Origin of the sequence: Flagellimonas alginilytica (genome assembly GCF_042134605.1) — a bacterium.
Lineage (GTDB): Bacteria > Bacteroidota > Bacteroidia > Flavobacteriales > Flavobacteriaceae > Flagellimonas > Flagellimonas alginolytica.
The window spans coordinates 2,245,360-2,266,601 of record NZ_CP169638.1; the positions used below are offsets into that span (position 1 = coordinate 2,245,360).

General features: G+C 42.2%; 18 protein-coding genes. All 18 read left to right on the forward strand.

Going from position 1 to position 21,242, the window contains the following annotated elements:
• The first annotated feature begins 1 nt into the window (after window position 1).
• The 18 genes from ABTP35_RS09935 (at window position 2) to ABTP35_RS10020 (ending at window position 21,240) form a co-directional block, all read left to right on the forward strand.
• A complete protein-coding gene (locus ABTP35_RS09935) occupies window positions 2-412 on the forward strand; it encodes a DsrE family protein (RefSeq protein ID WP_293296651.1) in 411 nt (136 codons plus the stop codon).
• A 44-nt stretch (window positions 413-456) separates the two neighbouring features.
• Window positions 457-1,377, forward strand: coding sequence for a tRNA epoxyqueuosine(34) reductase QueG (gene queG, locus ABTP35_RS09940; protein WP_293296649.1), 921 nt, complete (start codon window positions 457-459; stop codon window positions 1,375-1,377).
• A gap of 121 nt (window positions 1,378-1,498) precedes the next feature.
• Window positions 1,499-2,824 (forward strand): MFS transporter, encoded by a 1,326-nt coding sequence (locus ABTP35_RS09945; protein ID WP_262902806.1) that lies wholly within the window; start codon window positions 1,499-1,501, stop codon window positions 2,822-2,824.
• 122 nt (window positions 2,825-2,946) lie between these two features.
• A complete protein-coding gene (locus tag ABTP35_RS09950) occupies window positions 2,947-5,244 on the forward strand; it encodes an NADP-dependent malic enzyme (RefSeq protein WP_224835447.1) in 2,298 nt (765 codons plus the stop codon).
• 17 nt (window positions 5,245-5,261) lie between these two features.
• Window positions 5,262-5,843 (forward strand): Holliday junction branch migration protein RuvA, encoded by a 582-nt coding sequence (gene ruvA, locus ABTP35_RS09955; RefSeq protein WP_293296647.1) that lies wholly within the window; start codon window positions 5,262-5,264, stop codon window positions 5,841-5,843.
• Between the two features lie 5 nt (window positions 5,844-5,848).
• Window positions 5,849-12,952 (forward strand): cell surface protein SprA, encoded by a 7,104-nt coding sequence (gene sprA, locus ABTP35_RS09960; protein ID WP_293296645.1) that lies wholly within the window; start codon window positions 5,849-5,851, stop codon window positions 12,950-12,952.
• Window positions 12,953-13,043: 91 nt separating this feature from the next.
• Window positions 13,044-13,424: a glycine cleavage system protein GcvH gene (gene gcvH, locus ABTP35_RS09965; RefSeq protein ID WP_224835444.1), complete on the forward strand. Its 381-nt coding sequence runs from the start codon at window positions 13,044-13,046 to the stop codon at window positions 13,422-13,424.
• A gap of 49 nt (window positions 13,425-13,473) precedes the next feature.
• Complete coding sequence (locus ABTP35_RS09970; RefSeq protein WP_252078992.1) at window positions 13,474-13,824, forward strand: VanZ family protein; 351 nt, start codon at window positions 13,474-13,476, stop codon at window positions 13,822-13,824.
• A 63-nt stretch (window positions 13,825-13,887) separates the two neighbouring features.
• Window positions 13,888-14,592 (forward strand): energy transducer TonB, encoded by a 705-nt coding sequence (locus ABTP35_RS09975; protein WP_293296642.1) that lies wholly within the window; start codon window positions 13,888-13,890, stop codon window positions 14,590-14,592.
• 159 nt (window positions 14,593-14,751) lie between these two features.
• Entirely contained in the window at window positions 14,752-15,654 is a 903-nt protein-coding gene (gene cyoE / locus ABTP35_RS09980) for a heme o synthase (protein ID WP_252078993.1), read from the forward strand.
• A gap of 1 nt (window position 15,655) precedes the next feature.
• Entirely contained in the window at window positions 15,656-16,237 is a 582-nt protein-coding gene (locus ABTP35_RS09985; RefSeq protein ID WP_369884947.1) for a heme-copper oxidase subunit III, read from the forward strand.
• A gap of 92 nt (window positions 16,238-16,329) precedes the next feature.
• A complete protein-coding gene (locus ABTP35_RS09990) occupies window positions 16,330-17,304 on the forward strand; it encodes a cytochrome c oxidase subunit 3 (protein ID WP_252078994.1) in 975 nt (324 codons plus the stop codon).
• 15 nt (window positions 17,305-17,319) lie between these two features.
• The gene (locus ABTP35_RS09995; RefSeq protein WP_224835438.1) at window positions 17,320-17,703 is read left to right on the forward strand and encodes a cytochrome C oxidase subunit IV family protein; all 384 of its coding nucleotides are present in this window, start codon (window positions 17,320-17,322) and stop codon (window positions 17,701-17,703) included.
• A 78-nt stretch (window positions 17,704-17,781) separates the two neighbouring features.
• Window positions 17,782-18,414, forward strand: coding sequence for a hypothetical protein (locus ABTP35_RS10000; protein ID WP_293296638.1), 633 nt, complete (start codon window positions 17,782-17,784; stop codon window positions 18,412-18,414).
• Window positions 18,395-19,138: an SCO family protein gene (locus ABTP35_RS10005; protein WP_375334188.1), complete on the forward strand. Its 744-nt coding sequence runs from the start codon at window positions 18,395-18,397 to the stop codon at window positions 19,136-19,138. Before ABTP35_RS10000 ends, ABTP35_RS10005 begins: the two co-directional genes overlap by 20 nt.
• Window positions 19,135-19,671: a DUF420 domain-containing protein gene (locus ABTP35_RS10010; RefSeq protein WP_224835435.1), complete on the forward strand. Its 537-nt coding sequence runs from the start codon at window positions 19,135-19,137 to the stop codon at window positions 19,669-19,671. Before ABTP35_RS10005 ends, ABTP35_RS10010 begins: the two co-directional genes overlap by 4 nt.
• Window positions 19,672-19,678: 7 nt before the next feature.
• On the forward strand, window positions 19,679-19,891 hold the full coding sequence (locus tag ABTP35_RS10015) for a hypothetical protein (protein ID WP_224835434.1): 213 nt from the start codon (window positions 19,679-19,681) through the stop codon (window positions 19,889-19,891).
• 104 nt (window positions 19,892-19,995) lie between these two features.
• The gene (locus tag ABTP35_RS10020; protein WP_293296634.1) at window positions 19,996-21,240 is read left to right on the forward strand and encodes an ABC transporter permease; all 1,245 of its coding nucleotides are present in this window, start codon (window positions 19,996-19,998) and stop codon (window positions 21,238-21,240) included.
• Window positions 21,241-21,242 lie beyond the last annotated feature (2 nt).

Below are 21,242 nucleotides of genomic sequence, written 5' to 3' on the forward strand. Positions count from 1 at the left end.
GATGAAGAAACTACTGCTAATTTTAACACTATTGATGTCGGGCACAGTGCTCGGACAAACAGAGCCCATCAAATTGGTATTTGATGTAACCAGTAGCGATCCGGATGTCCATCGCATGGCCGCAAAACATTTGCAGTTGATGGCCGAAGCCTATCCGCAATCACAATTTGAAATGGTAATTTACAGTGGAGCCTACCAAATGGTAGATAAAAAAGCATCCGTGGCAGGCGAAATGTTGTCGGCAGTAGTAAATAAAGATAATGTGGATGTCGTAATCTGTGAGCAAACCATGAAAAGACATAAAATGACCATAGGAGATCTTATTCCCGGCGTAGGCTCGGTGCCCGATGGGATTTATGAGATCGTGATGAAGCAAAAAGACGGTTGGGGCTATATTAAAGAAGCAAAATAAAAGGGATTTTCGGGAGAAAAAGTTTAATCGATTAACTTTAGGGCATGAATGCCACCAAAAGGACACATTTGATCAAAACCGAGGCAAAACGCCTCGGTTTTTTATCTTGCGGGATATCCAAAGCGGAATTCTTGGAAGACGAGGCGCCACGATTGGAAAAATGGCTTAAACAAAACATGCATGGAGAAATGCAGTACATGGAAAACCATTTTGATAAACGTTTGGACCCCACAAAACTGGTCGAAGATTCCAAATCGGTTATCTCTCTATTGTTGAATTATTTTCCAGAAGAAAAGCAAAACCCAGACTCCTTTAAAATTTCCAAATATGCCTATGGGATGGATTATCACTTTGTGATAAAGGATAAACTAAAGAGTCTTCTCCATTTTATACAAGAAGAAATTGGCGAGGTACATGGGCGGGCCTTTGTAGACTCTGCACCCGTACTGGATAAGGCCTGGGCTGCAAAAAGTGGACTCGGTTGGATCGGGAAACACAGTAATTTGCTTACCCAACAAGTGGGGTCTTTTTATTTTGTGGCCGAACTGATAGTGGATTTGGAATTGGAGTACGACACACCTGTGACCGATCATTGTGGAACCTGTACGGCATGTATAGATGCCTGCCCAACAAAAGCCATAATTGAACCCTATGTGGTCGATGGCAGCAAGTGTATTTCTTACCTTACCATAGAACTTAAAAATGAGATTCCGAGCGAGTTTCAAGATAAAATGGACGATTGGGTGTTCGGTTGCGATGTGTGCCAAGATGTATGCCCTTGGAACCGTTTTTCGAAACCACATAACGAACCACTCTTCAACCCAAATCCGGAACTGCTATCGTTCACAAAAAAAGATTGGGAGGAAATCACAGGGGAAATCTTTAATAAAGTTTTTAAAAAATCAGCGGTAAAAAGAACCAAATTGTCTGGATTGGAACGGAATATTCGCTTTTTGAAGAAATAGGTTTACTGCGATATTCATAAATTCGGCGGGTCACCTCAAGAATAAAATACTATATTGAACTATATTTTGGAGGATTCGTATGTTTCCAGTCAATATTTTGATGACCAGCTAAACCTTTAGTATGATTAAGATTAAAAAACCCAAATTAAGTTTTTGGCAGATTTTTAATATGAACGTTGGATTTCTTGGCATCCAATACAGCTTCGGGCTTCAACAAAGTGCCATTAATCCTATATTTCTTTTTTTGGGTGCCGAGGAAGAATTACTTCCAATACTGAACATAGCCGGCCCTGTGACCGGATTGGTGGTCCAGCCGATTATTGGAGCTATATCCGATAAAACTTGGTCACCAAGGTGGGGCAGACGGAAACCTTTCTTTTTAATAGGGGCCATAATGGGCAGTCTGTGCCTATTTGCCTTTCCACTGAGTCCGGCTCTTTGGTTTGCCGTCGGTCTGTTATGGATCTTGGATGTGGGCAACAATATGGCCATGGAACCATACCGTGCCTTTGTGGGCGATAAATTACCGGAATCCCAATTTAGTATTGGTTATCAAATGCAGAGTTTGTTCGTCGGGGCCGGTATATTATTGGCAAACGCGTCTATTTTTTTATTTCAGGATTGGTTCGGTGGAGGGCAAGAAGTGGACGGGGCTGTACCCAAATGGTTGTACTATTCCTTTTTTATAGGGTCCTTTCTTTCCATTGCAACCATTTTATGGTCGGTTTTAAAAACACCGGAAATCCCACCAACTGACCAAGAACTTGAGGAAATCAACAAGCACAAGTCTTTGCCTTTTTTGGAGCGGTTTAAAGTCCCTTTTGTGGAAATAGCGCATGCGGTTAAAGATATGCCCAATTTTATGTGGAAACTCTCCGGGGTTTATTTGTTCCAGTGGTATGCCCTTTTTGTGTACTGGCAGTTTATAACACCCTTGTTTAGGGTTTCCTTGGGTTTTGACACCTCCGAGGCTGCTGCACAGGCTGCAAAAATGAGCACCACATATAATGTGGTCACAGCGGTGGTTGCCTTGGTTTTGGTCCCGCTTACCATGCGGTTCGGTGGTAAAAAAGTATATGCTTTGAGTTTATTTGGTACAGCATTGGCTTTATTTTCAATACCTTATATCAAAGATCCGGTATATGTGCTGTTTCCCATGGTGCTATTTGGTATCGGGTGGGCAGCCATGATGGGCATACCCTATAGCATGGTCTCCAAAATTGTACCCCAGGAGCGAAGAGGAGTGTACATGGGTATTTTAAATATGATGATCGTTATTCCTATGGGAATACAAACACTCACTTTTGGGCCTATTTTCAAGAATCTATTAGGTGGGGATTCAATTAATGCGATGCTGTTTGCTGCCGTATTTTTTGTGATAGCGGCAATCTTGGCCATGCGGCTCAAGCTATCGGACAGTAAGGATGAGTATCCGTTGGATGCCTGATCTAAAGTAGGGGAAAGGATCTGCTAATATTATCGTGCGTTTTGGTATTGTTTAAATTGATTCATTGTATTTTAAGATAAAACCAATGAATGTCCTAACTTTACCAATTCATTTTTGACTATATGAGCAAGGAAAAGCAAAGACGTGAGGCATTACTCTACCACGCAAAACCACAACCCGGAAAAATTAAAATAGTACCAACAAAACCATATTCCACACAACGGGATTTGGCATTGGCCTACTCGCCAGGAGTAGCGGAACCCTGTCTGGAAATCGAAAAAAACAAGGACGATGTGTACAAGTATACCGCAAAAGGGAACATTGTTGCGGTAATTTCCAATGGTACCGCAGTTTTGGGTTTGGGAAATATTGGCCCAGAGGCATCAAAACCGGTAATGGAAGGCAAGAGTTTGCTCTTTAAGATATTTGCCGATATTGATGGAATTGACATCGAACTGGACACTACCGATGTGGAACGGTTCATAGAAACCGTAAAGACTATTGCGCCCACCTTTGGAGGAATCAATTTAGAGGATATTAAAGCTCCTGAAGCTTTCGAGATCGAACAGCGGTTAAAAGATGAGCTGGACATTCCCGTAATGCACGATGATCAACACGGTACTGCCATTATTTCCGCTGCGGCGTTGTTGAATGCACTGGAAATAGCCGACAAAAAAATCGAAGAAGTAAAAATAGTGGTAAGTGGAGCCGGAGCTGCAGCAGTTTCGTGCACTCGATTGTACAAAGCTTTTGGTGCAAAGGCGGAAAATATAGTTATGCTGGACAGTAAAGGTGTGATCCGAAGTGATCGGGATACGCTTACTACAGAAAAAAAAGAATTTGCCACAGATAGAAAAATAGATACTTTGGAAGAGGCAATGGTAGACTCCGATGTGTTTATAGGACTTTCCATAGCAGATATCGTTTCGCCCAAAATGTTGAAATCCATGGCCGATAATCCCATTGTTTTTGCCATGGCCAACCCTAACCCAGAAATCGAGTATAACCTGGCTGTGAAAACACGTAAGGATATCATTATGGCGACAGGTCGTTCCGATCACCCTAACCAAGTGAACAATGTGTTGGGGTTCCCTTTTATTTTTAGGGGAGCATTGGATGTAAGATCTACCAAGATCAACGAAGAAATGAAAATGGCCGCTGTACGTGCATTGGCCGATTTGACAAGGGAACCAGTGCCTGAGCAGGTAAACATAGCTTACGATGCAACGCGATTGACCTTTGGCCGGAATTATATCATTCCAAAACCATTTGATCCTCGTTTGATCACTAAAATACCGCCAGCTGTGGCAAAAGCGGCTATGGATAGCGGTGTAGCCCGTATGCCGATTCAGGATTGGGATCGGTACGAGGAAGAGCTTTACCAAAGATCGGGCAACGATAATAAGGTGGTAAGGCTATTGCACAATAGGGCTAAGGTAAACCCAAAACGTATAGTTTTCGCCGAAGCAGAGCTTTTGGATGTTATGAAGGCTGCGCAGATCGTGCATGATGAAGGTATTGCGACCCCAATTTTATTGGGCGATAAGCAAACTATAGAAAATTTAAAAGAAGAACTCGATTTTGATGCAGAAGTGCCGATTATAGATCCGCGTTCAGATGAATTCAGTCAGATGCGTTCCAAGTATGCCCTAAAACTTTGGGAACAAAGAAAACGGAAAGGCGAGACAAAATATAGCGCCCGTGTAAATATGGGCAAGCGAAATTACTTTGGGTCCATGATGATCAAAGAAGGAGATGCAGATGGGATGATCTCTGGCTACTCCAGGGCATACCCCAAGGTGCTTCGACCTGTTTTCGAGGTTTTGGGTAGAGCAAAAAACGTTAAAAATGCAAGCACCGTCAATATAATGATCACCGAGCGTGGGCCACTATTTTTGGCAGATACATCCATTAACGTGGATCCTAATGCCGAAGAATTGGCCGAAATTGCCCAAATGACCGCAAATGTGGCCAAAACCTTCGGTTTTAAACCTGTAATAGCATTATTGTCCTATGCCAATTTTGGGTCATCCAGTCATCCAAATGCACAAAAAGTAAGAGAGGCTGTTCGAATTCTTCACGAACGTAACCCAGATTTGGTTGTGGATGGAGAAATTCAAACCGATTTTGCCCTGGATGCGGAATTGAGCAATAACAACTTCCCATTTTCAAAAATATCAGGGAAAAAGGTAAATACGCTGATATTTCCAAATTTGGAATCGGCCAATATCACCTATAAATTACTTAAAGGACTGCACGAGGCGGATTCCATTGGGCCGATAATGGTCGGCTTGACCAGGGCTGCCCATATTTTGCAATTGGGTGCAAGTGTCGATGAAATGGTAAATATGGCAGCGGTTGCCGTAATCGATGCGCAAGAGAGAGAAAAAAGAAGGAAAGCAAAAATGCAGGCCGGATAACCTATAAACCTAAATTGATGATTACCCATTTAAGAGGAAAGCTTGTTGAGAAAAATCCAACATACCTTATTGTGGAATGTGGAGGTGTAGGGTATTTTTTAAACATTTCGTTGCATACGTTTTCCTTGCTATCGGACGAAGAAAATATTTTTGTTTACACCGATTTGCTGGTTAAAGAAGATTCCCATACGCTTTATGGTTTTGCCGAAAGAGCAGAGCGGGATGTGTTTCGCTTACTTATATCGGTTTCCGGGGTCGGTGCCAGCACTGCTCGAACTATGTTGTCCTCATTGTCCCCTGCCGATGTCAGGGATGCCATTGCCAACGGTGATGTGCCCGTAATCCAGTCTGTAAAGGGGATTGGGGCCAAGACGGCCCAACGGGTAATCTTGGATTTAAAGGACAAAATTTTAAAAGTCTACGACATAGGCGAAGTTTCACAAAAATCAAACAATACAAATAAAGAAGAAGCGTTATCTGCATTAGAGGTTCTTGGTTTTACCAGAAAGCAATCTGAAAAGGTCGTGGACAAGGTACTTTCCCAAGACACTTTGTTAAGCGTAGAGAACATTATAAAACAGGCGCTGAAAAATTTGTAACTAGTTTGAAAAAAGGGGCAAAACCAATACTTAAACAGGCACGTTTTAGGTACATTTTCTTTGTTGTATGTTTTCTGTCCATTTCCGTAACAATGGCACAGGACACCAATGAGCAGGTCCAAGACTCGGTAAAGACCGGAGTTGCTCTAGGTCGCCTTATTATGGAAAACCCGGACAGTATTGTTGCCAAGTACAGCTACGACCCCAAAACAAATACATACGTTTACACCGAGAGCATAGGTGATTTTAATGTCAATTACCCGTTGATCTTGACTCCGGAACAGTATTATGAGCTCATCGAAAAGGAACAGATGAAATCCTACTTTAAGCAGAAAGCGGATGCCTATGCGGGAAAAAAGGAAGGAAGTGAGGAGGCCCGAAAAAACCTATTGCCCAATTTTTATGTTAACAGCAACTTTTTTGAGTCTGTCTTTGGAGGTAATACAATAGAGGTGATTCCGCAAGGTTCGGTGGCCATGGATCTTGGTGTTTTATGGCAAAAAAACGATAACCCGGCACTATCGCCCAGAAATAGAACCAATCTTTCTTTTGATTTTGACCAACGCATCAGTCTAAGTTTATTGGGAAAAGTGGGCGAGCGACTTCAGGTAACTGCAAATTATGATACCGAGGCTACTTTCGATTTTCAGAACTTGGTAAAACTGGATTATACCCCGACCGAGGACGATATCCTTCGTAAAATAGAAATTGGTAATGTAAATATGCCCCTCAATAGTTCCTTGATTACTGGGGCGCAGAGCTTATTCGGTGTAAAAACCCAATTGCAGTTCGGAAAAACAACCGTAACAGCAGTGTTCTCGGAACAACGTTCACAAAGCAATACTGTAGTTGCGCAAGGCGGAGGAACTGTGAATGAGTTCGCCTTGACCGCCTTGGATTACGATGAGGACCGTCACTTTTTCCTTGCCCACTATTTCAGGGATAATTACGACAGAGCCTTGGAATTTTACCCTTTTGTTCAAAGTAGGGTGCAAATTACACGTTTGGAGGTGTGGGTGACCAACAGGAATCAGCAGACACAGAACGTCAGGAACGTGGTGGCCATCCAGGATTTGGGAGAGGCTATTTCCGATAATACCCGTATTGGTGTAAACAATGGCGACCCTGCCGGCTTTTTCAACCCTTCTGCGGTAGCATCGGGCTTGCCCCAGAATGCCGCCAACGCATACGATCCCAATCAGATTGGCAGTGGGGCCCTTACACAATCCATTAGGGATATCGCAACTGTAGAATCGGGGTTCAATATACCCGGCTACACCGTAAACCAAGGGTTCGATTACGCCATTTTGGAAAATGCACGTAAGTTGGAACCTGGTCGTGACTACGAGTTTGATTCCCAGCTAGGATATATTTCCTTGAGCCAGAGCTTGAGCAACGATGAAGTTTTGGGTGTGGCTTTTCAATATACCTTTGACGGACAAGTATTTCAAGTGGGAGAGTTTGCCAACGGAGGTGTGGACGCGACAACAATACCGCCAAATTCCAATCTTATAGAAAACAACTCCTTGGTACTGAAACTGCTCAAGAGCAACATTACCAATGTGCAAGACCCTATTTGGGATTTGATGATGAAAAATATCTACTCCACAGGGGCCTATCAACTAAATCAAGAAGATTTTAAACTGAATATACTCTATTCCGATCCTACGCCGAGGAACTACATTACGCCCGTAGATCCAAATGCTGGGTGGCCCACGGGATTACAAGATCAAATATTGTTGAATGTTTTCAATCTGGATCGTCTAAATATTTACAATGATGTACAGCCGGGAGGCGATGGCTTCTTTGATTATGTTGAGGGCATTACAGTAGATTCACAATCGGGGCGAATTATTTTTACCAAGGTAGAGCCGTTTGGAGAGTATCTCTTTGAGCTTTTGGGCGGTGGGGTCTATGATGTGGACAATGATCAAGGATACAACCCCAACCAGCAGCGTTATGTTTTCCGAAACATGTATGCCAAGACCAAAGCAGCTTCCTTGCAAGATGCCGAGAAAAATAGATTCCAAATAAAAGGACGTTACACTTCGCAATCCGGAAACGGTATTCCGATCGGGGCATTCAATGTGCCCCAGGGTTCCGTAACGGTAACTGCCGGTGGTCGTCAACTGCAGGAAGGCATCGATTACACGGTAAATTATCAAGCGGGTACGGTTCAGCTTTTGGACCCAAGTTTGGAGGCATCCAACACACCGATCAATATTTCGGTGGAAAATAATGCCGTGTTCGGACAGCAAACACGAAGATTTGCGGGGGTAAACGTAGAGCATAAATTCAACGATAAATTTGTTTTGGGCGGTACCTTGCTCAATCTGAACGAACGGCCGCTCACCCAAAAATCTAACTACGGAATAGAACCGGTGAACAATACAATTTTTGGTCTAAATGGAAACTTTAGTACGGAAATGCCGTTTCTGACCCGCTTGGCGAACAAGTTACCGAATATAGATACCGATGTACCCTCTAACCTATCATTGCGCGGTGAAGTCGCTTTTTTAAGGCCCAACTCACCAAAAAATGCGGATTTTCAAGGGGAAACAACGACTTATTTGGACGATTTTGAAGGGGCCCAGGCTTTGATCGATATTCGCTCGTCCCTAGGATGGACCTTGGCAAGTCCGCCAGTGGAATTTTTAAACGATAGAACCGGTATCGATGTGGGCTATGAACGCGCAAAGATGGCGTGGTACACCATCGACCCTATTTTTTATACCAACCAAAGACCTTCTGGAATGTCGGACAACGATATTTCCTTGAACTCGACCCGTAGGGTATTTATAGATGAAGTATTTACTGAGACCGATATAGCCCAAGGGCAGACCCAGGTGCAGAGCACATTGGATATTGTGTATTACCCTAACCAAAAAGGACCTTACAACGCCAATCCAAGTTTTGAGAGCGAAACACCCGAAGCCAAATGGGCAGGTATAATGCGACCATTGAGCAGTACCAATTTTGAGCAATCCAATGTGGAATTTGTACAGTTTTGGGTATTGGACCCTTATATTGATGGCGAAACCGCAGGTAACAATGCGGGCGAATTGGTTTTGAACTTGGGGAACATCTCCGAGGATATTTTAAAGGACGGTCGTAAACAATACGAAAATGGACTTCCTGCAAGCACGAACAATGAGGTGCCCAGAGAAACTATCTGGGGACAGGTACCATCGACTCAATCCTTGGTGTATGCTTTTGATGCCGACGAAGCCAACAGAACAGCCCAAGATTTAGGTCTGGATGGGTATGGTGATGCCGAGGAGGCCGCTATATACAATGGACCGGCAGAAGACCCTGCATTGGATAACTATCAATATTACTTGAACCGGGATGGTGGAATTTTAGAACGTTATTTGGATTTTAACAATACTCAGGGGAACTCCCCGGTGGCAGTAACCGATACCAATAGAGGTTCCACAACATTGCCCGATGTAGAAGATATTGACAGGGATTTGACCATGAACACGGTGAACAGTTATTATGAATACCGGATTCAGATTAAACCTAACACCACAATAGATGATCAATATGTAACAGATATTCGTGAAGGACAAACCCCGACATTGCCCAATGGTACGCAGTTGAACCGTAGATGGATTCAATATAAAATTCCGTTGAGCGATTTTACCGATGCTGTTGGGGGAATCTCCGATTTTAGATCCATCAGTTTTATGCGAATGTACCTTACTGGCTTTTCCGATGATGTAGTATTGCGATTTGCTACGCTGGATTTGGTTCGTGGTGACTGGAGGACCTATACAAATTCGTTACAGCCCAATGTGGACAATGATCCTACCGACGACGCAACGGTTACCGATGTAAATACAGTAAATATTGAAGAGAATTATGGAAGGCAGCCCATACCATATGTACTGCCTCCAGGAGTAGTTCGGGAACAATTGAACAATAATAACACCATTATCCGCCAAAATGAGCAATCACTATCATTTGTGGTGGAAAATTTGGAGTCCGAAGATTCCAGGGGAGTATTCAAAAATGTAAATATCGACGTGCGCCAGTACGAGCGTTTAAAAATGTTCATGCACGCCGAAAAAATATTCAATACCGATTATTCCGATAACGATACACCTTTAGTAGGTTTCTTGAGAATTGGAACGGATTTCTCACAAAACTTTTATCAACTGGAATTGCCTCTTCAATTTACACCCTTTGGTTCAACATCATCCGAAGAGATTTGGCCGGACGTCAATGAACTGGATGTTGCACTGAGCGATTTGAGCAAGGTGAAATCCAAAGGAATATCCGATCAAACTTTGGATGAAATCAACTATTATGAAATTGTGGATGGTGAAGCTGTGCCGGTAGATGAGTTTGCACCAAGAACACTTGGTAGAGTCCGAATCGGGATTCGAGGAAACCCGTCCTTGGGAAGTATTCGTGGAATGATGGTAGGTATCAAAAATATCGATGATATTCCTTCAAGAGGCGAAGTTTGGTTCAATGAACTTCGTTTGGCAGGATTGGAAAACAATGGAGGCTGGGCCGCTACGGCAGCCTTGGATGCAAACATGGCCGATTTTGCAAATGTGACAGCAACCGGAAGCAAAAGTACTTCCGGGTTCGGATCTATAGATCAAACCCCTACAGAACGTGCCTTGGAAGATGCGATTTCCTACGATGTGGTCACCAATGTAAATGTAGGGCAATTGTTTCCAAAAAAATGGAACCTACAACTACCGTTCAATTATGGTATTTCCGAAACCTTGATCACCCCCGAATTTGATCCAGTCTACGATGACCTTAGATTGGATGATAGGATTGCTGCGGCATCTACCCCAGAAGAGGCCGAAACCATAAAACAACAAGCAGAGGATTACACCAAACGGACCAGCATTAATTTAATAGGTGTCCGTAAAAATAGAGGGGAGGAAGCGGAAGAGAATTTCTTCGATATAGAAAACTTCACCTTTAACTATTCCTATAACGAAACAAACCATAGGGATTTTGAGGTAGCCGAACTAAGAGATCAAAATGTATCGACAGGATTTGTGTACAATCATAATTTTAAACCGGCACCTGTAGCGCCTTTTGCCAAGAAAGACTCTATGCTTACCGGCAAATATTGGCAATGGCTCAAGGATTTGAACTTTAATGCGTTGCCGACCAGCATATCGGTAAATGCCAATTACAACCGATCCTTTAATCAACAAAGGTATCGCGATGTTTTGGAACCAGGGGTGGAGGCTTTGGAATTGCCATTGTTGCAGCAACGGAATTACCTGTTCAATTGGCAGTATGCCCTTAATTATAGTCTGTCCAAATCTTTACGGGTAAATTTAACCGCATCCAACAACAACATAGTTCGGAACTATTTTAATGTGGACGACAACCCCGATTCTGGAATCAACGAAGCATTAGATCTTTGGGATGGCTTTTTTGATGTGGGGGAGCCCAATCGTCATGCACAACAAATGCAGTTGAACTACGAGCTGCCATTTAGTAAGATCCCGTTCCTCAATTTTATAAATGCACAATACACCTACACCAGTAATTTTGATTGGCAACGTGGTGGGGATGCACTACGAGAGGTGGCCAATGAGGATATCAACGTGGTGCAAAATGCCAGTACGCATACATTGACCGCCAACATGGGCATGCAACGTTTCTATGACTTTTTGGGGCTTAAAAAACGAGACGGCAAAGTAACGGCAAACCAGGCCCCGGTGCGCAGGGACAAGGCCGGTAATCCTGTAAATGAAGCTAATGGTAATGGCCCGCGAAAAACAAGTAAAGGGTTCAATACATTGGTGGATGTGCTTACCATGGTAAAAAGAGTGAACGTAAATTATAGCGAAAACAGGGGAACAGTATTACCAGGTTACACACAATCCATAGGGTTCATCGGAACGGCCCGTCCAACATTGGGCTTTGTTTTTGGTAGCCAGGCAGATGTGCGTTTTGAAGCGGCCAGAAAAGGATGGTTAACAGACTATCCGGAGTACAGTACACAGTTTATGCAGAACATGAACAAACAGCTCAATATAACTGCCACGGCCCAGCCTACCCAAGATCTTACCATAGATTTGAGTGCCGACAGGAGTTTTACGAGCTCTACACAAGAAAGCTATAGTCCAGAAGAGTGGAGCAATGGCTTGGACGGTCTTATCAACGAAATGGGGAACTTTAGTATTTCCACGGTAATGATCGGTACCATTTTTAATAAAAGCGATGAGTTCGATTCTGAAACTTTTGAGCAGTTTAAACAAAATAGGATTACTATCGCCAACCGATTGGTGTCCGATAGAGGTGGTGATCCAGGTGAATTGGATGAAGAAGGGTTTCCGGAGCGGTATGGTAAAACTCAACAAGAGGTGCTGCTTCCCGCATTCTTTGCGGCTTACACCGGACAGGATGTGGAGCGTGTAAACCTGGATGCTTTTAGGGATATTCCGATTCCCAACTGGAACATAAAGTATACCGGCCTCATGAAGAATCGTTGGTTTAAAAAGAAATTTAAACGCTTCTCATTAACTCACGGGTATCGAGCAGCGTACAGTGTTAACTCCTTTCAAACGAATTTGGAGCGCCAGAATACCACGATAGATCCGGAAAACGGGGATTTCTTGCCAAAGACCCTGATCAATAATGTAGTGCTTACCGACGAATTTAGCCCGTTGATGCGTGTGGACTTTGAGATGCAGAGCTCCTTTAGTGTATTGGCAGAAGTAAGGACCAGTAGAACATTGTCCTTGAGTTTTGACAACAACTTGTTAACGGAAATAAACGGGAGCGAATATACCCTAGGTTTGGGATACCGGTTTAAGGATGTAAAATTTGTGACCAACATTGGAGGGGAAAAAACGAGGTTAAAAGGGGATTTGAACCTAAAAGCCGACTTGTCGTTGCGAGATAATATTACCATTATCCGAAATTTGGATATCGATAACAATCAGATCACATCCGGACAAAAATTAATGTCCTTAAAGTTTACAGCGGACTATGCCTTGAGCAAAAGTTTGAACGCTTTGTTCTTCTATGATCATTCGTTCTCCGAGTTTGCGGTATCCACGGCATTTCCACAAACAACCATTAATGCTGGTTTTACCTTGAGGTATAACTTTGGGAACTAATCGTTTTTAATTGTATTTTGTCTTCAAGTTTGTTTGAAAAGCTTTCAGCAATCCGTTACATTTGTCCATCTACAAATTCAAACTTAAAGTAATGAACATACCGTCAGAATTAAAGTACACAAAGGATCATGAGTGGGTCAAGATAGATGGAGATATCGCCACCGTGGGTATTACGGATTTCGCACAGAGCGAATTGGGGGATATTGTTTACGTTGAAGTGGAAACTTTGGACGAAACTTTGGATAAAGAGGAAGTTTTTGGAACCGTTGAAGCGGTAAAGACCGTTAGCGACCTTTTTTTGCCGCTCAGCGGAGAGATTGTTGAGTTTAATGAAGCCTTGGAAGACGAGCCGGAAAAGGTGAACACAGATCCTTATGGTGATGGTTGGATGATAAAAATAAAAATGAGCGATGCCTCCGAAGTGGAAGGTCTCATGAGCGCGGATGATTACAAGTCCCTTATAGGTGCTTAAAAAAAACATATATACCTTATTATTTATAAGCTGGGCAATGTTTATTACAATGCTCAGCTTATTTTCTTTCTCGAATATGGAGTTGGATGCCGGGCGCCTAAATGTTCCATATGCCGATAAAATCACCCATTTTATATTTTATATGGTCTTTGGTTTTGTGGGTTGTTTAAGTTTGCGGGAAAGAACCAAAGGAAGCCTTGGTATAAACAGGACCGTCAATATTGTTCTTGTAACTGCCATAGCTTATGGAATTTTAATGGAAGCCTTGCAACATGCCGTTACTACCGATCGTATGGCCGAATTTGGCGACGTTTTGGCAAATACACTGGGCGCATTTGCAGGGATAGGACTAATTCGGTGGGTTTTTTCTAAGAAAAACCCGTTAAAATGGAAATTTTAATTGTTTATTTAACCAATTAATAATTAAATTAGCAAACACTAAATTAAGAAAAGGAGAAAAAGGATGGAACCAAAAAAGAACCCGAAAGCGGACGTGGCAAGAAACAGCGCACTATACTTTGTTATAGGATTGGCAGCTGTTTTGGCTTTAGTCTACGGAGCCATGGAGTGGAAAAAATATGACAAGGTCAACAATTACGACATTTCTATGAATGTTGAAGATCAGTTGGACGAAGAAGTACCGATGACCGAGCAGATTAAAACTCCGCCACCGCCACCGCCACCAGCTGCCCCCGAGGTAATCGAGGTTGTAGAGGATGAAGAAGAAGTGGAAGAGACCGTAATCGAATCTACCGAAACCAGTCAAGAAGAAGAGGTAGTGGAAATCGAAGAGGTTGAAGTAGAGGAAGTAGAAGAAGATATATCGGTTCCTTTTGCGGTGATCGAGGATGTACCTGTATTCCCAGGTTGTGAAGGAGCAAGCGATAAAAAAGCATGTTTTCAAGAAATGATGCAGAAGCATATCCGTAAAAACTTCCGTTACCCTGAAATTGCCCAAGAAATGGGTGTTCAAGGTAGGGTAAGTGTAATTTTCGTTATCCAAAAAGATGGAAGCATCGGAAATATTAGAATGCGTGGACCAGATAAGAATTTGGAGGCAGAAGCATTGCGAATCATTCAAAAACTACCTAAAATGACTCCTGGAAAGCAGAGAGGAAGACCCGTAAAGGTTCCTTTTAGTATTCCAATTACGTTTAAGCTTCAGTAAAAGCACATAAAATTCCTGTCGAGGCAGGAATGGAAAAGCCCGAGTGAATTTTTTCATTCGGGCTTTTTTGATGCAATTGACCCAAAGAATCATAAAACTTTAGCTTTGGTTGCAAAAGATATGCACTGGCGTTATCTTTGCGAGCCAATATAGATGTGGATGAAATCTGCCGTAGGTTCCGTAAAAAATAATTCCCTTTCCTTACTATTTACAGATTTTAAGGAGATTACCAAGGCCAAATTGGCTGTCAGTGTGGTTTTCTCCTCCATTGCTGGATACTTTTTGGGAGCCTATCAAATCAATTTAGTCTCCGTTTTGCTGCTCATGTTTGGTGGTTATTGCATGGTAGGTGCGTCTAATGCATACAATCAAATCATAGAAAAGGATTTGGATGCTTTGATGAAACGGACCAGGAACAGACCTATCCCGTCCGGGCGAATGTCGGTAAAAACAGCATTGATCATTGCCATTGTATTAACGGTTTTGGGTGTATTGTCCCTGTTTGCACTAAGTCCAAAAACAGCTATGTTCGGGGCAATTTCCATTTTTTTGTACACCAGTGTCTACACGCCGTTGAAAACCAAGTCACCACTATCGGTCTTTGTTGGCGCCTTTCCCGGAGCCATTCCCTTTATGTTGGGTTGGGTCGCGGCAACGGACGAATTTGGTATTGAACCCGGGACTTTGTTCATGATCCAGTTTTTTTGGCAATTTCCCCACTTTTGGGCATTGGGCTGGATGTTGGACGAGGATTACAAACAAGCAGGATTTAAAATGCTGCCCACCGGCCATAAGGATAAAGGTACTGCATTGCAGATAATATTGTACACCATTTGGATGATAGTGATATCGATCATACCTGTATTCGGTTTTACCGGAAGGTTGCAACTTTCAATTCCGGCAGCAGCCATTGTACTGTTGTCAGGGTTGGTCATGCTATTTTTTGCGTTCAAACTCTACGAAAATAGGGATAACCCCTCAGCACGTAGATTGATGTTGGCCAGCGTAACCTATATTTCATTGATTCAAATTGTATACGTAATAGATAAGTTTATTAGCTAAGATGGATTTAACCCAAGGAACAGCAAAGGAAAAGAACAGGAGAGCAAAGAAGATGATGCTCTGGTTTGGTATAGTGAGTTTGATCATGGGATTTGCCGGTTGGACCAGTGCCTACATCGTGAGCAGCAAACGAGAAGATTGGGTGAGCGACCTGGATTTGCCCAGCGCCTTTTTTATAAGTACGGCTATTATTGTCTTGAGCAGTATTACCTATGTCTTGGCAAAAAAGGCTGTAGCCAAGAACAACCAAAAAAATGGAACCATTTTCTTGGTGTTGACTTTGGCCCTTGGAATAACTTTTATATCCCTTCAGTTTTATGGATTTTCCCAAATGCTGGAGAGTGGCTATTATTTTACAGGGCCCACTAGCAATATAAAAATGTCCTACGTATTTTTGTTGGCTGCTGTGCACATTGCACATGTTGTGGCCGGACTGATAACCCTTTTAGTGGTATTGGTTCAGCAGTTAAGAAAAAAATATGCCCCGGACAATATGTTGGGAATGGAATTGGGCGCCTCATTTTGGCATTTTTTGGATTTTATCTGGGTATATCTAATTCTATTTATGTATTTCGTAAAATAAATTTTGATTGGAGCAGTTTTCATTCAAGTTTATCTTTTTCAATACATCAAAAAATGTAAATTTGTGAAAGTTTTAATAAAACGACCTTTTATATGGATGCAACGGTAAGTACCGGTACAGAAGACAGCGTTTGGGGAGGTGGCAACAAACCACTCGGCGCTAGCTATGGAAAAATGATGATGTGGTTCTTTATCATGTCGGATGCCTTGACCTTTTCCGGGTTTTTGGTAGCCTACGGATTTTCAAGGTTTAAGTTCATAGAGTTATGGCCTATTGCAGATGAGGTGTTTACCCACGTGCCATTTTTTCATGGAAATTACCCCATGTATTATGTGGCCTTTATGACTTTTATTTTGATCATGTCTTCCGTGACCATGGTTTTGGCCGTGGACGCAGGTCATAAAATGAAACAAAAAAGCGTGATCCTTTACATGTTCCTTACCATTATAGGTGGTGCAATATTTGTTGGGTCACAAGCTTGGGAATGGGCAACCTTTATAAAAGGGGATTTTGGTGCTTTGGAAACCAATTCGGGCAGGATCCTACAGTTTGTTGATGCCGAGACGGGGGAAAGGGCCGCTTTGGCAGATTTTGCCAAGACCTTGCCGGAAGAAAGAGTAAAACACGAACCAAGTGAAGGTATCTGGTTCCAAGGTGAAGGCTATAAAACTTCTTACTCCTTGAACGAGGTAGTGGAAGGGTTTAAGGCCACACCGAATATCCTGATCAGAACTGAACAATTGACCGAGGAAGGCGAAAAAACACTTTTGGATAGAAAGCAATCCCTTGCCAAAATACTGGAGGCCAACCAAGTGGTGGAAGGGGCCAATCTTGTACATAACGAATATGGTCACAGGTTGTTTGCCGATTTCTTTTTCTTTATTACAGGATTTCACGGATTCCACGTATTCTCCGGGGTCGTGATCAACATAATCATTTTCTTTAATGTAATCTTGGGCACCTATCAGCGAAGAGGGCATTACGAAATGGTAGAAAAAGTTGGTCTTTACTGGCACTTTGTGGATTTGGTATGGGTATTCGTATTTACTTTCTTTTATTTGGTATAAAAACATTCAGCATACATGGCACACGAACATAAACTTGAGATATTTAGAGGACTTTTAAAATTTAAGTCGAATACCCAAAAAATTTGGGGAGTGCTTATCTTCCTAACAATAGTTACGACCATCGAGGTTGTATTGGGTATCATCAAACCAAGATCATTGACCCATAGCTTCTTTTTGGGCATGAAGTTGATCAACTGGATATTTATAATCCTAACCTTGGTAAAGGCCTATTACATTGCATGGGACTTTATGCACCTAAGGGACGAAAAAACATCGTTAAGAAGGGTTATTGTATGGACCCCCGTATTCTTGATCTGTTATTTGATTTTTATTCTGCTTTTCGAAGCGGATTATATATACAGTGTTTATAAAGACGGGTTCATTACTTGGAACTTCTAATACAACACCATTGTTTTTAACAATTTAAAAAGACGGTTTTCCAACCGTCTTTTTTTATTTTTGCAATGATGTAACACTATGAAGAAGAAAATTGTTTTAGCCGTTCTTTTTATACTCCCGGTCGTGGTCTATTTATTTTTTGCATCGGGAGTAAATAACTTTGGGCGTTTGCCTATACTCAGCGAAAATGTGTCCGATGTCACAGCGTTCGATCCCTCTGTAAAATTAAAGGACAAAATCACCATATTGGGATTTTTGGGCCATAATATCAGCGCTAAGCAAGGAAATGCATTTAACCTCAATCAAAAAATCTACAAAAGATTTGGGGAGTTTAACGACTTTCAGATGGTAATGGTGGTTCCCGAAGGAAGCCAAGATCAAGTTGAAGCCTTAAAAGATGAATTGGGTAAACTTTCCGACATCGATAAATGGCATTTTGCCTATGGGACGGATGACGAGATTAAAACACTTTTCCAAACCTTGCAGAGCAATGTTACATTGGATGCCGACCTATTTACCCCCAACGTGTTTATAATAGATAAGGATTTAATGCTTCGGGGAAGGACCGACGATGAGGATGAAGGAATAAAATACGGTTTCGATACCTCGTCCGTAGCAGAATTGAACAATAAAATGGTGGACGATGTCAAGATTATATTGGCAGAATACCGTTTGGCCTTAAAAAAGAACAATGCCGACAGGAGCAAATAAAAAAAAGAAGCATACCTATATTTGGGTATCTGCAATTATTCTGGTCTTTGGAATATTCGCCGTTTACGAAATTACCAAGCGGGTAAAAGGTGACACTATTGTGGAGAACGATCGCATGAGTGCCAGGCTCCGAAAGGCCGAAGTAGGGTTTATAGAGAACCAGGGCGAAAAACGGAAAGTGCCCGCATTTTCTTTTTATAATCAGGATAGCGTGTTGGTAACCAATAAGGACTTTTTGGGAAAAGTCTATGTAGTCGACTTCTTCTTTACCACTTGTCCCACAATTTGCCCTGTAATGACCAAGAATTTGGTGGCGATCCAGAATACTTTTTCCGAAAGTGGCGACTTTGGTATAGCATCTTTTACCATTAACCCAAGATACGATACACCTTCCGTGTTAACGGAATATGCCGAAAAATATGGAGTTACCGATGAAGATTGGCATTTAATGACGGGCGATCAGGAAAAAATCTATCAATTGGCGCAAGAGGGCTTCTATATCTTCGCCAATGAAGACGAAGCAGCGCCCGGAGGGTTCGAGCATTCCGGCATGTTCGCCTTGGTGGACAAAAATGGGTATATTAGATCGCGTAAGGACCAATTTGGCAATCCGTTGATTTACTATCGCGGTACCATTACCGAGGAACAAGGGGAAAATTCAGACGGGGAAACCCAACAGATTACCATACTAAAAGAGGACATAAAAACACTATTGAAAGAATGACCGAGGACTTTTCATTAAAAGAAAAACGTTACAATAGATTAATTACCATAGTATCAATTGCAATACCCTTGGTGGTAGCTTTGTTGTTTGGATATAAGATACCCAATGCTAAGCCCTTATCTTTTTTGCCCCCGATTTATGCCAGTATAAATGGCCTAACGGCGATTTTGTTGATAGCTGCCATAATTGCCATCAAGAATGGACGCCAATTGATTCACCGTAGATTAATGATGATAAATATTGTACTGTCCGCCTTATTTTTGGTGATGTATGTGGCATATCATATGACATCGGAGACAACCATATTTGGAGGCGAGGGCCCAATCAAGTTTGTGTACTATTTTATTCTGATGACCCATATAGTTCTTTCTATATCGGTTATCCCATTGGTATTGATCACCTATTCAAAAGTGTACCTGGATGATTTTGAAAGCCACAGACAATGGGCAAAATATACATTTCCCATTTGGCTGTACGTGGCTATAACCGGTGTTTTGGTCTATGTTATGATTTCACCCTACTATCCTTATTAATATTTCCATGAAAACCAAACTACTTGTCTTACTCCTGGTTATGATCGTTTTTCCAACCGTTACAGAGGCGCAATGTGCTATGTGCAGGGCCGTAGTGGAAAGCGAATCGGATGGGAAAACGGCCGAAGCGATCAATAATGGTATTGTTTACCTTATGGCGGTTCCCTATATTTTGGTGGCAAGTCTCTTTTATTTTATCTATAGAAAAATGAGGAGTTGATTCCTCGTGCGCACGCTTTTTTTACTTGAAACTGTAACAATTGGCCTTTTTGATTGTCTTATTGATGTACCATAGGTAACTCATCAATCAAAAATAGCTGACCCATGTTCGACTTGGAAAGGTGGCAAGAGATATTTGACACCATACGAAAGAACAAACTTCGCACATTTTTAACCGGACTTTCCGTAGCCTCCGGTATTTTTATTTTGGTAATATTATTGGGTTTTGGCCAAGGTATGAGGAACGGTATCGAACACGAGTTCAAAGAGGATGCATCTACCAGTGTTTGGGTGTGGCCCGGTGTTACCTCCAAAGAGTACAAGGGTCTAAATCCCGGAAGACGAATTCAACTTGTTAATGAAAATTATACACGGGCGAGTGCCATGTTCAAGGATGAGCTGGAGTATGGGTCCTCACGAATTTTTGTACGCGGGGTAAGTGTCAACTACGGTAAGGAAGCATTGATCTATGGTGTCCAGGGAGTGGCGTCGGATTTTCAGTTTATAGAAAATGCGGATATGGTAGAAGGGCGGTTCATTAATTACCAAGACGAAGTTTCCAACGGCAAAGTAGCCATCATCGGCAAAAAAATCAAAACAGATGTTTTTGGAGCGGTAGATACCCCAATAGGTGAGTTTATCGATATCTCCGATATACCTTTTAAAGTGATCGGGGTGTACAGGGAAATGGAAGATCGAGAAGAAGAACGTATCTATATCCCCATAACAACAGCTCAAAGAACTTTTAATGGAGGCAATCGGGTAAACAACATGGCATTTACCTTGCCCGCTGTCGAGAATTTTGATGAGGCAGTGGCCCAAGCGATTGATTTTAAAAACGGACTTAGTGCCTATCTGCAACAATCCCATACCATTGCTCCGGACGATACTGGCGCCATAGAGGTATGGAGTGCTATGGAAGAGGCCAAACGATATTATGGGCTTACCAATAATATTAAATTGTTCTTTTGGTTTGTGGGCGTATGTACCATAATCGCAGGAGTAGTCGGTGTAAGCAATATCATGATGATTGTTGTAAAAGAGCGAACCCGGGAAATTGGAATTAGAAAAGCATTGGGGGCCAAACCATGGTCCATAATCGCTATGATCTTGCACGAAGCCATATTTGTAACCGCAATTTCAGGATTTGGAGGGCTTATTTTTAGTATGGCACTATTGGAAATAGTTGGACCAAATATAGAAGTGGATTACATTTTGAATCCATCCGTAAACTTCAACGTGGCCTTTTCCACAGTGATCGTACTGATAGTCGCCGGTACTTTGGCTGGGTTTATTCCGGCCTACAGAGCAGCAAAAGTTAAAGTAATCGAATCTCTTAGAGATGAATAATA

Bases quoted from the DNA above. Each gene is read 5' to 3' on its own strand.
- ABTP35_RS09970 (WP_252078992.1), top strand. From the start codon at position 13,474: ATGCTCAGCTTATTTTCTTTCTCGAATATGGAGTTGGATGCCGGGCGC.
- ABTP35_RS10010 (WP_224835435.1), top strand. From the start codon at position 19,135: ATGACCGAGGACTTTTCATTAAAAGAAAAACGTTACAATAGATTAATT.
- queG (WP_293296649.1), top strand. From the start codon at position 457: ATGAATGCCACCAAAAGGACACATTTGATCAAAACCGAGGCAAAACGC.
- ruvA (WP_293296647.1), top strand. From the start codon at position 5,262: ATGATTACCCATTTAAGAGGAAAGCTTGTTGAGAAAAATCCAACATAC.
- cyoE (WP_252078993.1), top strand. From the start codon at position 14,752: ATGAAATCTGCCGTAGGTTCCGTAAAAAATAATTCCCTTTCCTTACTA.
- ABTP35_RS09945 (WP_262902806.1), top strand. From the start codon at position 1,499: ATGATTAAGATTAAAAAACCCAAATTAAGTTTTTGGCAGATTTTTAAT.
- ABTP35_RS10015 (WP_224835434.1), top strand. From the start codon at position 19,679: ATGAAAACCAAACTACTTGTCTTACTCCTGGTTATGATCGTTTTTCCA.
- ABTP35_RS09990 (WP_252078994.1), top strand. From the start codon at position 16,330: ATGGATGCAACGGTAAGTACCGGTACAGAAGACAGCGTTTGGGGAGGT.
- ABTP35_RS10000 (WP_293296638.1), top strand. From the start codon at position 17,782: ATGAAGAAGAAAATTGTTTTAGCCGTTCTTTTTATACTCCCGGTCGTG.
- ABTP35_RS10005 (WP_375334188.1), top strand. From the start codon at position 18,395: ATGCCGACAGGAGCAAATAAAAAAAAGAAGCATACCTATATTTGGGTA.
- ABTP35_RS09985 (WP_369884947.1), top strand. From the start codon at position 15,656: ATGGATTTAACCCAAGGAACAGCAAAGGAAAAGAACAGGAGAGCAAAG.
- ABTP35_RS09995 (WP_224835438.1), top strand. From the start codon at position 17,320: ATGGCACACGAACATAAACTTGAGATATTTAGAGGACTTTTAAAATTT.
- ABTP35_RS10020 (WP_293296634.1), top strand. From the start codon at position 19,996: ATGTTCGACTTGGAAAGGTGGCAAGAGATATTTGACACCATACGAAAG.
- ABTP35_RS09935 (WP_293296651.1), top strand. From the start codon at position 2: ATGAAGAAACTACTGCTAATTTTAACACTATTGATGTCGGGCACAGTG.
- gcvH (WP_224835444.1), top strand. From the start codon at position 13,044: ATGAACATACCGTCAGAATTAAAGTACACAAAGGATCATGAGTGGGTC.
- ABTP35_RS09950 (WP_224835447.1), top strand. From the start codon at position 2,947: ATGAGCAAGGAAAAGCAAAGACGTGAGGCATTACTCTACCACGCAAAA.
- ABTP35_RS09975 (WP_293296642.1), top strand. From the start codon at position 13,888: ATGGAACCAAAAAAGAACCCGAAAGCGGACGTGGCAAGAAACAGCGCA.